This is a genomic window from Amycolatopsis sp. NBC_00345, assembly GCF_036116635.1.
Classification (GTDB): Bacteria; Actinomycetota; Actinomycetes; order Mycobacteriales; family Pseudonocardiaceae; genus Amycolatopsis.
The window spans coordinates 8965580-8979229 of the sequence record NZ_CP107995.1 but is presented as its reverse complement, the minus strand read 5'-3'; the positions used below and the strand labels follow the sequence as shown (position 1 = coordinate 8979229).

12 protein-coding genes are annotated in these 13650 nt (G+C 72.4%); 3 read left to right on the top strand and 9 right to left on the bottom strand.

The window, feature by feature from the left end; all coding sequences use genetic code 11:
- The first annotated feature begins 57 nt into the window (after window positions 1-57).
- The 3 genes from OG943_RS40905 to OG943_RS40895 are packed head-to-tail and all read left to right on the top strand — an operon-like array spanning window position 58 to window position 3598.
- Window positions 58-1479 carry an acyl-CoA synthetase gene (locus tag OG943_RS40905; protein ID WP_328612287.1) on the top strand — a complete coding sequence of 474 codons (1422 nt, stop codon included), beginning with the start codon at window positions 58-60 and terminating at the stop codon, window positions 1477-1479.
- On the top strand, window positions 1476-2810 hold the full coding sequence (locus OG943_RS40900; protein WP_328606245.1) for a carboxyl transferase domain-containing protein: 1335 nt from the start codon (window positions 1476-1478) through the stop codon (window positions 2808-2810). The genes OG943_RS40905 and OG943_RS40900 overlap by 4 nt, the downstream gene beginning before the upstream one ends.
- Window positions 2807-3598 (top strand): hypothetical protein, encoded by a 792-nt coding sequence (locus OG943_RS40895; RefSeq protein ID WP_328606244.1) that lies wholly within the window; start codon window positions 2807-2809, stop codon window positions 3596-3598. Before OG943_RS40900 ends, OG943_RS40895 begins: the two co-directional genes overlap by 4 nt.
- A gap of 14 nt (window positions 3599-3612) precedes the next feature.
- Here the strand turns inward: OG943_RS40895 and tsaE are convergent, their stop codons facing one another.
- The 9 genes from tsaE to glmS form a co-directional block, all read right to left on the bottom strand.
- On the bottom strand, window positions 3613-4068 hold the full coding sequence (tsaE, locus tag OG943_RS40890; RefSeq protein ID WP_442874637.1) for a tRNA (adenosine(37)-N6)-threonylcarbamoyltransferase complex ATPase subunit type 1 TsaE: 456 nt from the start codon (window positions 4066-4068) through the stop codon (window positions 3613-3615).
- Window positions 4065-5156, bottom strand: a complete 1092-nt coding sequence (locus OG943_RS40885) for an alpha/beta fold hydrolase (RefSeq protein WP_328606242.1) — start codon at window positions 5154-5156, stop codon at window positions 4065-4067. Before OG943_RS40885 ends, tsaE begins: the two co-directional genes overlap by 4 nt.
- The gene (gene alr, locus OG943_RS40880; RefSeq protein ID WP_328606241.1) at window positions 5153-6271 is read right to left on the bottom strand and encodes an alanine racemase; all 1119 of its coding nucleotides are present in this window, start codon (window positions 6269-6271) and stop codon (window positions 5153-5155) included. The genes OG943_RS40885 and alr overlap by 4 nt, the downstream gene beginning before the upstream one ends.
- Window positions 6272-6396: 125 nt before the next feature.
- Window positions 6397-7488, bottom strand: coding sequence for an ABC transporter ATP-binding protein (locus tag OG943_RS40875; RefSeq protein WP_328606240.1), 1092 nt, complete (start codon window positions 7486-7488; stop codon window positions 6397-6399).
- Between the two features lie 3 nt (window positions 7489-7491).
- Window positions 7492-8931 (bottom strand): xylulokinase, encoded by a 1440-nt coding sequence (xylB, locus tag OG943_RS40870; protein WP_328606239.1) that lies wholly within the window; start codon window positions 8929-8931, stop codon window positions 7492-7494.
- Window positions 8921-9724, bottom strand: coding sequence for a DeoR/GlpR family DNA-binding transcription regulator (locus OG943_RS40865; protein ID WP_328606238.1), 804 nt, complete (start codon window positions 9722-9724; stop codon window positions 8921-8923). The genes xylB and OG943_RS40865 overlap by 11 nt, the downstream gene beginning before the upstream one ends.
- A gap of 109 nt (window positions 9725-9833) precedes the next feature.
- A complete protein-coding gene (locus OG943_RS40860; protein WP_328606237.1) occupies window positions 9834-9971 on the bottom strand; it encodes a hypothetical protein in 138 nt (45 codons plus the stop codon).
- Between the two features lie 144 nt (window positions 9972-10115).
- Window positions 10116-11567 carry an NAD(P)H-hydrate dehydratase gene (locus OG943_RS40855; protein WP_328606236.1) on the bottom strand — a complete coding sequence of 484 codons (1452 nt, stop codon included), beginning with the start codon at window positions 11565-11567 and terminating at the stop codon, window positions 10116-10118.
- 27 nt (window positions 11568-11594) lie between these two features.
- On the bottom strand, window positions 11595-13457 hold the full coding sequence (gene glmS, locus OG943_RS40850; RefSeq protein ID WP_328606235.1) for a glutamine--fructose-6-phosphate transaminase (isomerizing): 1863 nt from the start codon (window positions 13455-13457) through the stop codon (window positions 11595-11597).
- Between the last annotated feature and the right edge of the window lie 193 nt (window positions 13458-13650).

Below are 13650 nucleotides of genomic sequence, written 5' to 3'. Positions count from 1 at the left end.
CGCGGTACCGTGCGAAGCCAGGCGCCGGTCGACGAAGCGACGCAGGAGGTCCTCGAAGTGCCCGATCCGCTGTTCCCCGCGATCACCACCGGTTCGGACACCGAGGCCTTGCGCTTCGGCGAGCTGGCCCTCAGTTACACACAGCTCGGCGCGGTCGCCGGCGCGCTGGCCCGTGAACTGCCCGGCGACCGGGTGGCGGTGTGGGCCACGTCCACGCTGCACACGAGCGTCGCCGTGGTCGCCGCGCTGCTCGCGGGGGTCCCCGCGGTGCCGGTGAACCCGAAGATCGGCGAGCGCGAGCTGGCGCACATCCTCGCCGACAGCAAGCCCGCGCTGGTGCTGGCCGAGCCCGGCGCCGAGTTGCCTGCGGGGCTGGCCGGGCTGCCGCGCCTCGACGTCACGCTCGAAGGCGACGGCCCGGTCCCCACCGCCGAGCCGGACCCCGAAGCGCCCGCCCTGATCGTCTACACCTCCGGCACCACCGGCCCGCCCAAGGGTGTGGTCCTCCCCCGGCGCGCGATCTCCTCAACGCTCGACGCGTTGGAGGACGCGTGGGAGTGGAGCGCCGAAGACGTCCTCGTGCACGCGCTCCCCCTGTTCCACGTCCACGGCCTGATCCTCGGCATCCTCGGCCCGCTGCGCCGCGGCGGCTCGGTGCGCCACCTCGGCCGGTTCTCGACCGAGGGCGTCGCGCGCGAGCTGGCGAACGGCGCCACGATGATGTTCGGCGTCCCGACGATGTACCACCGGATCGCCGAGGCCGTCGCGACCGACAGCGATTTGTCGACCGCCCTGCGCGGCGCCCGGCTGCTGGTGTCCGGCTCCGCGGCGCTGCCGGTGCACGACCACCAGCGGATCACGGCGGCGACCGGGCAGCAGGTGGTGGAGCGGTACGGGATGACCGAGACGCTGATGAACACCAGCGTCCGCGCCGACGGCGAGCGCAAGCCGGGCACGGTCGGCGTGCCGCTGGCGGGCGTCGACCTGCGGCTGGTCGACGACGCCGGGGCCGAGATCACCGATCTCGAGACGGTCGGGGAGATCCAGGTGCGCGGGCCCAACCTGTTCACCGAGTACCTGAACCGGCCGGACGCCACGGCCGCCGCGCTCGACGGCGGCTGGTTCCGCACCGGCGACATGGCGACCCGCGACGCCGACGGGTACGTGAAGATCGTCGGCCGCAAGGCCACCGACCTGATCAAGAGCGGCGGGTACAAGATCGGCGCGGGTGAGATCGAGAACGCGCTGCTGGAGCACCCCGGCGTCGCCGAAGCGGCCGTCACCGGCGAGCCGGACGACGACCTCGGCGAGCGGATCGTCGCGTGGGTCGTGCCGGACGGCGAGCGGCCGTCGGCCGAGGAGCTGGCCGGCCACGTCGCGAAACTGCTGGCGCCGCACAAGCGGCCACGGGTCGTGCGGTACCTGGAAGCGTTGCCGCGCAACGACATGGGCAAGGTCATGAAGCGGGCGCTGGGATGAGGCCGCCGGCCCGTGAGGTGATCGCGGCGGTCTCGACCGGCTTCGAGGAGCTGGCAGTATCCTCAGTGGACACCGACGGCCCGGACGGCCCGATCGGCTGGCCCGGCTACGGCGCGGCCCGGGCCGCGGCCGCCGAGCGCAGCGGCGAATCCGAGTCGGTGGTCGTCGGCACGGCGAAGGTCGGCGACGTCGAGACGGTGCTGATCACCTGGGAGTTCGGCTTCCTCGGCGGCTCGATCGGGCAGCGCACCGGGGACCGGGTGGAGGCCGCGTTCGCGAAGGCACGCGAGCTGAAGCTGCCCGTGGTGTCGCTGATCGCGACGGGCGGCAGCCGGATGCAGCACGGCATGCGCGCGCTCTCGCAGCTGCAACGGATCGCACGGGCTTCGGCGGCGGCGCGGAAGGACGGCGTCGCGCAGATCTCCGTGCTGCGCGACCCGACGACCGGCGGCGGCTGGGCGACGCTCGGCGCGAGCGCCGACGTTGTGCTCGGGCTGCCGGAGGCGCAGGTCGGCTTCGCGGGCTCGCGGGTGCGGCCGGCGACGTCGCCTTCGGAGGCGTACACGGCCGAGGCCAAGTACGAGTGGGGCCAGGTCGACCAGCTGGTGGAGCCCGAGGACCTCGCCGACGTACTGGCGCGATGGCTGTTCCTGCTGACGGCCCGCTCGACCGAGGCCGTCTCGCCGCCTGCGGCACTGCGCGCGGTGGAGCCGGAGGAGTCGGGCTGGGACGCCGTACGCGCCGCGCGCGCGTCTTCACACGCCCGCGCCGCGGAGTACCTCGACAGCTACTTCGACTGGCGCGAAACGATCAACGGCGACCGCACCGGCGGTGTCGACGAAGGCGTCCTATGCGGCTTCGGGCGGCGAAACGGCCGCGCGGTCGCGTACGCGGCCCAGTGCGGCACCCCGACGCGCCCGGCGGGCTTCCGCACGGCGGCCCGTCTCGTGCGGCTGGCGTCGCGGCTGGGCATCCCGGTGCTGACGCTCGTCGACACCCCGGGCGCGGCCAACGACGCGGACGCCGAGCAGGCCGGTGCCGGCGCGGCCATCGCGGAGCTGTTCGAGGCGATCGCGACCGCCGAAGTCCCCGTCACCACGCTGGTCATCGGCGAGGGCGGCTCGGGTGGCGCGATGGCCTTCGCGGCCCCGGGCTCGACCTGGGTGGCGCCGGACGCGTACTTCTCCGTCACGTCACCGGAAGCGGCCGCCGCGATCCTGAAACGGCCGATGACGGAGATCCCGGAGATCGCCGACCGGCTGCGGCTGCGCCCGCGGGACCTGGTGGAGCTGGGCATCGCGAACGGCATCGTCCGGCCCGCCGCACCGTGACCGCGTGGCTCCTCGACTCGGATCCGGCGCTGCGCTGGCAGGTCGAGCGCGATCTCCAGCACGAGCCGCCCGAGGTATGGGAGGCGACGCGGGCGAGAGTCGCGACCGAGGGCTTCGGCGCGCGCCTGCTCGCGCTCCAGGACCCGGACGGCCAGTGGGCAGGCGGCGCGTTTTTCCCGGCGGGCTTCCGCGGTGGCGAGGACGGGCAGCCGTGGACGGCGACGACCTGGTCGCTCAACTCCCCGCGGGAGTGGGGCCTCGACCCCGCGATCCTGCGGGCGCGCCGCACGGCCGAGCTGCTCGCGGAAAACAGCCGCTGGGAGTACGACAACCTGCCGTACTGGGGCGGCGAGGTCGACTGCTGCATCAACGCCTGGACGGTGCTGAACGGCCTGTGGCTCGGCGCCGACGTCACCGGCATCGTCGACTGGTTCGTCGAGCACCGGCTGCCCGACGGCGGCTGGAACTGTGAATGGGTCGAGGGCTCAACCCGTTCGTCTGTCCACTCGACACTGAACGCGCTCAAAGGCCTGCTCGCCTACGACATCGCGACCGGAGGCACGGACGCGACGCGCGCGGCCCGTCGCTCCGGTGAGGAATACCTGTTGCAGCGCAAGCTGTTCCGCCGCCTTTCGACGGGCGAACCGATGGCGCCGTGGGTGGACAGGTTCGCCTACCCGTTCCGCTGGTTCTACAACGTGCTCAACGCGGCCGAGTACTTCCGTGAGGCCGCGCTGTTCGACGGCACCCCGGCCGGGTGTGGCAAAAGGGCTCGTGAGTGTTTATGACGGTTCTAACCGTCCTAAACACTCACGAGTCTGCGTGACGCCCAGGTGCCGTGCGGCTCCAGCTCCACCCAACGCACGTCGTCGTCACGGCGGTCGAGGCGGACGACCAGGTAGTCGGCCGACAGGCGGTCCGCCGTGCCCTCGCCCCATTCGACGACGACGGCGGAACGCTCCAGGTCCGTGTCCAGGTCGAGGTCGTCGAGCTGGGAGAGGTCGCCGCCCAGCCGGTAGGCGTCGACGTGGATCAGGGGCACCCCGAGCGGGCCGGCCGGGTGGACGCGGGCCAGCACGAACGTCGGCGAGCTGATCCGCCCGCCGACGCCGAGGCCGTCCGCGATGCCGCGGGTCAGCGTCGTCTTGCCCGCGCCGAGCGGGCCGGCCAGCAGCACCAGGTCGCCCGCGCGCAGCGACGCGCCCAGCGCCCGGCCGAACGCCATCGTGTCGTCGGGGGTCGCGAGCAGGAAGGTCACCGTTTCCACCACCAGTTCCGCCGGTTCGGGGCCGCGCTGCCGAAACAACGCTGCAGCAGGTCGATCAGATGGCTGGTGACCAGCTCGGGCTGTTCCAGCAGCACCATGTGCCCGGCGCCGCGCACCCGCACCAGCTCCGCTTCGGGCAGTTCGGCGGCGATGCGCTCGGCGTGCGCGAACGGCGTGAACCGGTCGGAGTCGCCGCCGATCACCAGCACCTCGGCGTGCTTCAGGCCGGCCAGCGCGGCGTAGCGGTTGTGGCTGCCGAGGGTGTCGACGAAGTTCACCAGCCCGCGCACCGGCGTCAGGTCCAGCATCTGCAGCATGAAGTCGACCAGCCGCGGCGAGACTTCGCGGCTGCCGAACGCCAGCCGCCGCACGGCCTGGCGCGTGAGCTGGCCGCCCGCGGCGCGCACGAACTCCACCAGCCCCGGCTGCCAGCCGGCCAGGTTGCCGACACCGCGTGTCAGCGGGTTGTACTTCGACAGCAACGGCCGGGGCAGCCCGCGCGAGCCCACTTCGCCTGCCGCCGTGGCGATGAACGCGACGCCGCACACGCGGTCCTCGAACAGCTCCGGGTGCTCCGCGGCCAGCTCCATGATCACCATGCCGCCCATGGAGTGTCCGATGAGGACAATCGGCCCCTCGGGCACGAGCGCCCGCAGCACGCTGTCGAGGTCGTGCGCCAGCTGCTCGATGGTGCTCGTCTCCGCCGACGCCTGACCGGACAGGCCGTGGCCACGGTGGTCGTAGTACACCTGCCGCACACGCGGCAGCCGCAACGTCGCCAGGTCCCGGCGCTGGAAGTGCCAGGAACGGCGGGACAGCGCGAAACCGTGCACGCCGACCACCGTCAGCTCCGGCGTCCCGCCGTCTTCCGGGTCGATCTCCTCGACCGACAACGGCGTGCCGTCGTCGGCCGCGACGGTCGAGGTCCGATCGGGCTTCAGCTCGCCGAGCCGCTCGTCCACGTACGGGTCCTCACTGTGCCTGCGCTGCTGCGCGGCGACGAGCGCCGCGGCCGCGGTGCCGGTCGCCACGGCGCCGACACCGCCGACGATGGCCCACAGTCTCCGTGAAGGTGTCACGCCGGAGCTCCCAGATACCGGCGGCGCACCCGCGGCCGGTACATCGAGGTCACGATCTCGTAGTCGATGGTGCCCAGCTTGTCGGCCCACTCGCGCGCGGTGGGCGCCCCCGCCGTGCCCGATCCGAAGAGCACGACCTCGTCGCCGACCGCGGGCGCGTCGTCGCCGCAGTCGACCACCAGCTGGTCCATGCACACGCGCCCGGCCACCGGACGACGTCGCCCGCCCAGCCACACGTCCATCCGGCCGGACAGCGACCGCGGCACCCCGTCGGCGTACCCGACCGGTACCAGCGCCAAGGTGGTGTCGCGCTCGGCGGTCCACGTGTGTCCATAAGAGACGGACTCGCCGGCGGGCAGCCGTTTCGTCAGCGCCACGGCGGAGCGGAACGTCATCACCGGGCGCAGGTCCTCGGGCTGCGGCACGGGGTTCAGCCCGTACATCGCGATGCCGGGGCGCACCAGGTCGAAGTGCAGGTCCGGCCGGGTCAGCACGGCGGCGGAGTTGGCCAGGTGGCGCAGCGGCTCCAGCCCGGCGGCGCGGGCGATGTCGTACGCCTCCGAGAAGCGCTTCGCCTGCGCATCGACGGACGGGTGGCCCGGCTCGTCCGCGCAGGCCAGGTGCGACCAGATGGCGACGACGTCGACCCGCGGCTCGGCGGCCGCGGCCTCGACCAGCTCCGGCCACGCGTCGGGCGGGCAGCCGTTGCGGGACAGCCCGGTGTCGATCTTGAGGTGCACCCGCGCCTGCTTGCCGGCCTGCCCGGCGGCGGCCGCGATACGGCGGAGCTCGTCGACGGAGCTGGCCGCGAGGTCGACGTCCGCCTCGACGCCGGGCGCGAAATCGGCCGTCGGCACGTCGAGCCAGCTCAGCAGCCGGGTGGTGACGCCGCCGTGGCGCAGGTCCAGGGCCTCACCCAGCGAGCAGGTGCCCAGCCAGGTGGCCCCGGCCTCGACCGCGGCGCGCGCGACGGGCAGCGCGCCATGGCCGTACGCGTCGGCCTTGACCACGGCCATCACTTCGGCGCCGGACGCGCGTTCGGCCAGCAGGGTCACGTTGTGGCGCAGGGCGTCGAGGTCGATCATGACCTCGGCCCGCAGGAAACTGGCAGTCATGCTGCGCCGCCGGTTGGCAATCTGACCACAGCCACGGCGGAATCGGCTATGCACAACAAGGTCACCACTGCTCCGCCTACTTTTGGTCAGATTGCCAACGACCACCAGTTTCCCACGTCACGGCGTCAAGGGAGCCGCAGCCCGGTGGTGCCGGAGAACACATGCAGCTCATCGGGACGGATCCGCAGGTGCAGGGTGTCGCCCATCTTCGGCGGGGTGCGGGGGTCCACCCGCGCGACGACGTTGGACTGCGTTCCCGCCGCGTCCTCACCGGCCAGCTTGCCGTAGACGTAGGCGTCCGAGCCCAGCTCCTCGACCAGCTCGACCTTCATCGGCAGCGTGCCGTCGGTGTCCGTGGTCACCTCGAGCGACTCCGGGCGGAAGCCCAGCGTGATCGTGTCGCCGTCGGCCGCGCTGATGATCTCGCGGCTGAGCGGCACGCTCGCGCCGCCGACCTCGGCGCCGTCCGCGGTCAGCTTCGCCGTGGCCAGGTTCATGGCCGGCGAGCCGATGAAGCCCGCGACGAACACGTTCGCCGGGTGGTCGTACAGCGCGCGCGGGGTGTCGCACTGCTGCAGCAGGCCGTCGGACAGCACCGCGACGCGGTCGCCCATCGTCATGGCCTCGACCTGGTCGTGGGTGACGTACACGGTGGTGACGCCGAGGCGGCGCTGCAGCGCGGCGATCTGCGTACGCGTGGACACCCGCAGCTTGGCGTCCAGGTTGGACAGCGGCTCGTCCATCAGGAACACCTGCGGCTCGCGCACGATCGCGCGGCCCATCGCGACGCGCTGGCGCTGGCCGCCCGAGAGCGCCTTCGGCTTGCGGTCGAGGTAGTCCTCGATGTCGAGCAGTTTCGCCGCGTCGAGCACCTTCTGCTTGATCTCCGACGCCGGGCGGCCCGCGATCTTCAGCGCGAAGCCCATGTTCTGCGCCACGGTCATGTGCGGGTACAGCGCGTAGTTCTGGAAGACCATCGCGATGTCGCGCGAGCGCGGCGGCAGCTGGGTGACGTCGCGGTCACCGATCCAGACGGCGCCGTCGTCGATGTCCTCGAGGCCCGCGAGCATGCGCAGCGCCGTCGACTTGCCGGAGCCGGACGGGCCGACGAGCACCAGGAACTCGCCGTCGGCGATCTCCAGTTCGAGCGCGTCGACGGCGGGCCGGTCGGTCCCGGCGTAGCGCCGGGACGCCTTGTCGTAGGTGATGGTGGCCATCGGTCAGTCCTCTCCGAATTTCGCGGGAACCCCGTGCGCGGCTTCGCGTGCCTCGAGGTGGCGTTGCTGGATCTCGTGGCCCGTGGCGCACTGCGCCCCGGTCGGCTCGTCCAGCTCGAGCCGGTTTCCAGGTCCCTGTCCCGCCCAGGCGGGCGGCTCGGCGGTGCCGGCCAGCGCCCAGGCGGCCTGCCGCGCGGCGCCGAGGGCGACGTACTCGCCGACCTCGGGGATCACCACGGGCACGCCGAACACGATCGGCGCCACGGCCCGCACCGCCGCGGACTGCGCGCCGCCGCCGATGAGCAGCACGCGCCGCACTTCCATGCCCTGCGCGCGGACGGCGTCGAGGCCGGCGGCCAGGCCGCACAGCATGCCTTCGACGGACGCGCGGGCCAGGTTCTCGGGGCTCATGTTCGACCTGGTCAGGCCGTGCAGTGAGCCGGTGGCGCCCGGCAGGTTCGGCGTCCGCTCGCCGTCGAGGTACGGCAGCAGCGTGAGCCCGCCCGCGCCCGGCTCGGCGGCCAGCGCGAGGCGGTCGAACTCGGCCAGTCCGACGCCCAGCATCGCGGCGCCCGCGGTGAGCACGCGGGCGGCGTTCAGCGCCGCGGTGAGCGGGAGGAACCGGCCGGTCGCGTCGGCGAACCCGGCGACCAGGCCGCTCGCGTCGGCCGAGCCCTGCTCCGCCACGCCGAACACGGTTCCGCTGGTGCCGATCGAGACCACCGCGTCGCCCGGCGCCAGTTCCAGCGCGAGGGCGGCGGCCATGTTGTCGCCGGTGCCCGCGGACACGAGCACGCCGTTCTCCGTGTGCCCGGCGACCTCGGCCGGGCCCAGCACCGTGGGCAGCTCAGGCGTGCGGCCGCCGAAAGCGTGGGCCAGCACGTCGAGGCGGTAGGTGTCCTCCGTCGGTGAGAAGTAACCGGTGCCGGACGCGTCGCCGCGATCGGTCACGGCCGTCTCGGGCCGGCCGAGCAGCCGCCAGGTCAGCCAGTCGTGCGGCAGCAGCACCCGTGCCACGCGGTCGGCGTTCTCCGGCTCGTGCTCGGCGAGCCAGCGCAGTTTGGTGACGGTGAAGCTCGCGACCGGCACGGACCCGACGGACTTGGCCCAGACGCCGGGCCCGCCCAGCTCGTCGGTCAGGTCCTTCGCGGCCTGCGCCGAGCGGGTGTCGTTCCACAGCAACGCGGGGCGGACGACCTCACCCGCCTCGTCGAGGGTGACCAGACCGTGCTGCTGACCGCCGATGCCGATGGCCTTGACGCCGTCGAGCACGTCCTTGGCGGCTTCCCCGAACGCCGTCCACCACTCGGCGGGGTCCACCTCGGTGCCGTCCGGGTGCGGCGCGCGACCGGTGCGCACGACCTCACCCGTGCGCGCGTCGCAGACCACCACCTTCGACGACTGGGTCGACGAATCGACCCCGGCCACCAGCTCAGCTGTCATAGGGCTGCCCCTCCTCGACGTGTTCGACGGTCTCCACGGCCGTGCCCTCGTTCAGCGCGGCCTCGATCTCCTCGGTCGGCGTGATCTCGCTGGTCACCAGCAGGTCGTAGTCGCCGACGGAGCCGTGCGCGTACGTGGCGGTGCGGCCGAACTTCGAGTGGTCCAGCACCAGCACGTTGCGGTTCGCGGCGCGCAGCACGGCCTTCTTGAGCTCGGCGTAGTCCCGCACGGGGTGGAACAGGCGGCCGACGGCGACGGCGCTGACGGAGACAAACGCGACGTCCGCGCGCGTCCGGTCGAGCAGGGCCAGCACGTCCGGGCCGGAGCAGGAGTCGTACTCGGCGTCGTAACGGCCGCCGGCGAGCACCACCTCGACGCCCGTGCCCAGCAGCCGCGCGGCGTGCAGGGAGTTGGTGATCACGGTCAGGCCCGGCACTTCCGCCAGCCGCTCGACCAGGGGGAACAGCGTGGTGGAGTCGTCGACGAACACGGTCTGGCCGGGCTCCACCTGGCGGATCGCGGCCTCGGCCAGCGCCTCTTTCTCGCCCGCGTGGAGCGTGAACCGGCTCGCGGTCTCCATGGTGAGCGCCGGGTACGCCTCGACCTTGCCGCGGAGCTTGCGCAGGAGGCGGCGCTCGGCGAGGTCGTCGAGGTCGCGGTGCATCGTCATCAGGCTGACGCCGAAGCGGGCGGTGAGGTCGTCGATGCGGACCTCGCCCAGCTCGATGACGTGGTCGAGGATCTCCTTGCGCCGCTGCTCGACGGCGGCGTCCGACGGCCGGGTCCTAGGCACAGGCCACCCCGCCGGGGGTCGCCTGATCAGGGGTGTCGCCGCTCACACCCTGCTTCTTACCAGATTATTCCCCCGGAGTTAACACATAACTCGATAACTCCTCGCCGCGTCAGGGCAGGTCGGCGAAGAACGCGTTCATACCGTCGACGTCGGACAGGTAGGTCTCGATCGCCGCGACCTTGCCGTCCTGGAGGGTGCAGACCGTGGCCAGGTGCTCGTCGAGGACGTGCAGCGGCGTGAAGGTCACCTCGTAACCGGAGGCAGGAGCGACCCGTCCTTCTTCGCCAGCGCTTCGAGGAACTTGGCCGCCACAGCCAGCTTGACCTGCTCGGACGTCATCGCGCCACGCTCCCTGATAGTTCGACTCACATCGAACTATAGCCGGAGCCCCCTACGAGTCGCGGCCGACGGCGCGGACCACGCGCAGCGCCGCCGGGATGGCGTCGACGATCCCCGAGGCCGAGGTCGGCACGCCCGCCGCGGCCAGCGTGCCGGCCAGCGAGTGCACCTGAGCGGCCGCCGACGCCGCGAGCCACGGGTCCACGCCGGCCGCCAGCAGCGAGCCGACCAGCCCGGTCAGGACGTCGCCGGAGCCCGCGGTGGCGAGCCAGGAGCCGCGCGGGGTGTTGACCGAGACACGGCCGTCCGGCGCGGCGACCACCGTGCAGTGCCCCTTCAGCAGGACAACGGCGTTGTACTTCTTCGCCGCTTCGCGCGCGGCGGCGAGCCTGTCGGCGCCGGGCTTGCGGCCCATCAGGCGTTCGTACTCCCCCGCGTGCGGCGTCAGCACGAGCGGAGTGTCCGGGTCGCGGGCGTCGAGCACGTCGTGGTCACGCGCGATGATCGTGGTGGCGTCGGCGTCCGCGCACACGGGGACACCCTGGCCGAGGATGTGGCGCAGCAGCTCACGGCCGTCCGCGCCGGTGCCGATGCCCGGCCCGACCACCCAGGCCTGCACGCGCCCGGCGTCGGTGACCGAGCCCGTCGCGACGATCTCCGGCCAGCGGGACCGGACGGCCTCGGCGGCGTGCCCGGCGTAGCGGACCATGCCGGCCGTCGCGTGCACCGCCGAGCCGGAGGCGAGCACCGCCGCGCCCGGATACGTCGCGGAGCCGGCCGCGATGCCGACAACCCCCTGGCTGTACTTGTCGTCCGCCGGGCCGGGAATCGGCCACACGGCGGCGACATCGGCCAGCTCGAGCTGACGCAGGTCGGGCTCGCCCAGCGAGGGCCGCAGGCCGATGTCCACCAGCACCACCTCGCCGCACTCCTGCGGCGCGAGCGCGTGGACGGGCTTCAGCGCTCCGAACGTGACCGTGCGCGTGGCCGTGACGTGCGGTCCGTCGACGGCGCCGGTGTCCGGGTCCACCCCACTCGGCAGGTCCACCGCGACGACGGGCGCGTCCACCTGCTCGACGAGCTTCGCCGCGTCCGGGCGCAACGGCCCCTTCGCGGAGATGCCGACGATGCCGTCGACCACGACGTCCGCTCGCGAGATCCACTGTGGACTGTCCTCAAGCGACACCACGCGACCGCCGGAACGCCGCAGTGCGGCCAATCCCGCCGCGTGCGCCTTCTCCGGCTTGAGCAGTACAGCCGAGACGGCGACACCGCGGCGACGCAGGAACGCACCGGCCCACAGGGCGTCACCACCGTTGTTGCCGGACCCGACGAGCAGCACGACCCGTCGTCCGGACACCGACCCAGCGGTCTCGGTCAGCAGGTCCGCGACCTGCCCGGCCAGCCCGAAGGCGGCCCGCCGCATCAGCTCGCCGTCCGGGGTGACGGCGAGCAGCCGGTCCTCCGCCGCGCGAATCCGTTCCGTGGTCCAGATTCCCAACACGGCGAAGCCTCCCGTTTTTACACTGTGCTATTCCACGGTGACGGACTTCGCCAGGTTACGCGGCTTGTCGACGTCGTACCCGCGGGCGCGGGCGATCTCCGCGGCCAGCACCTGCAGCGGCACGGTGGACACCAGCGGCTGCAGCAGCGTCGGCACGGCCGGGACCTCGATCAGCTCGTCGGCGAACGGCCGCACCGTCTCGTCACCCTCTTCGGCGATGACGATGGTGCGCGCGCCACGGGCCTGGATCTCGCTGATGTTCGAGACCAGCTTGGAGTGCAGCACCGCGCGGCCCTTCGGCGACGGCATCACGACGACCACCGGCAGGCCCTCTTCGATCAGCGCGATCGGGCCGTGCTTCAGCTCGCCCGCGGCGAAGCCCTCGGCGTGCATGTACGCCAGTTCCTTGAGCTTCAGCGCGCCTTCGAGCGCCACCGGGAACCCGACGTGGCGGCCGAGGAACAGCACCGCGCGCGAGTCGGAGATGCGCCGGGCCAGGTCGCGGGTCTGATCCACAGTGGACAGTACTTTTTGCACGGCGGCCGGCATGGCCTCCAGCTCGGCGAACTCGCGGGCGACCTCGTCCGGGTACTTCGTGCCGCGGGCCTGCGCCAGCGCCAGGCCCACCAGGTAGTTGGCCGCGATCTGGGCGAGGAACGCCTTCGTCGAGGCGACGCCGATCTCCGGGCCGGCGTGCGTGTACAGCACGGCGTCGGACTCACGCGGGATCTGCGCGCCGTTGGTGTTGCAGACGGCCAGCACACGCGCCTTCTGCTCCCGCGCGTGGCGGACGGCCTCCAGCGTGTCGGCCGTCTCGCCGGACTGGGACACGGCGACCACCAGCGTGTCGCGGTCCAGCACCGGGTCGCGGTAGCGGAACTCGCTGGCCAGCTCGACCTCGACGGGCAGCCGGGTCCAGTGCTCGATCGCGTACTTGGCGACCAGGCCGGAGTGGTACGCGGAACCGCAGGCGACGACGAAGACCTTGTCGACGTCGCGGAGGTCCTGGTCGGAGATGCGCTGCTCGTCGAGGATGATGCGGCCGGCCTCGAAGTGCCCGCGCAGCGTGTTGGCCAGCGCCTCGGGCTGCTCCTCGATCTCCTTGAGCATGAAGTACTCGTGGCCGCCCTTCTCGGCGGCACTCAGGTCCCAGTCGACGGTGAACGGCTTGGCCTGCGCGGCGTCGCCGTGGAAGTCGGTGACCTCGTAGCCGTCGCGGGTGATCACCACGAGCTGGTCCTGCCCCAGCTCGACGGCCTCGCGTGTGTGCTCGATGAAGGCGGCGACGTCGGACGCGACGAACGTCTCACCCTCGCCGACCCCCACCACCAGCGGCGACGACCGGCGCGCCGCGACGATGGTGTCCGGCTGGTCGGCGTGCGTCACGACCAGCGTGAACGCGCCCTCCAGGCGGCGGCAGACGGCGGCGACGCTGGCCGCGAAGTCGCCCTTGGTCTCGCCACCGTCGTAGGCGCGGGCGACCAGGTGCGCGGCGGTCTCGCTGTCGGTGTCGCTGGCCATCTCGACGCCATCGGCCTCCAGCTCCGAGCGGAGGGCGACGAAGTTCTCGATGATGCCGTTGTGCACCACGGCAACGCGGTTCGAAGCGTCCCGGTGCGGGTGCGAGTTCCGGTCCACCGGGGCGCCGTGCGTCGCCCAGCGGGTGTGCCCCATGCCGGCGGTGCCCGCGAAGGCGTCCCGGCCGACCTCGTCGAGCCTGGTCTCCAGGTTCGCCAGGCGGCCGGCTTTACGCTCGACGTTCAGCGCGCCCTTGCCGTCCAGCACCGCGACGCCGGCCGAGTCGTAGCCGCGGTACTCCATGCGCCGCAGTCCGCCGAGAACGACGTCCAGGGCCGGCCGGTGTCCGACATATCCCACGATTCCACACACGCGGATAAGCCTAACGAGGGATGTCCAGTCCCCTACTCCGGTACCTTGACGAGCGATTTCGGGTGCGTTGACCAGGCGTTTCACTCATCGGGACATACGCTGTAAGGCTGAGCCCGACCCCACCCCTGAAGCGTGACGGGATGACTCGGAGCGGCGGGCGGGCCACGCGCGGGCACGGGCAGTAAGGTCGCGC

What these genes read in the sequence shown, in the direction of transcription:
- OG943_RS40900 (WP_328606245.1), top strand. Translation starts at nt 1,476, where the DNA reads ATGAGGCCGCCGGCCCGTGAGGTGATCGCGGCGGTCTCGACCGGCTTC.
- alr (WP_328606241.1), bottom strand. Translation starts at nt 6,271, where the DNA reads ATGACTGCCAGTTTCCTGCGGGCCGAGGTCATGATCGACCTCGACGCC.
- OG943_RS40875 (WP_328606240.1), bottom strand. Translation starts at nt 7,488, where the DNA reads ATGGCCACCATCACCTACGACAAGGCGTCCCGGCGCTACGCCGGGACC.
- xylB (WP_328606239.1), bottom strand. Translation starts at nt 8,931, where the DNA reads ATGACAGCTGAGCTGGTGGCCGGGGTCGATTCGTCGACCCAGTCGTCG.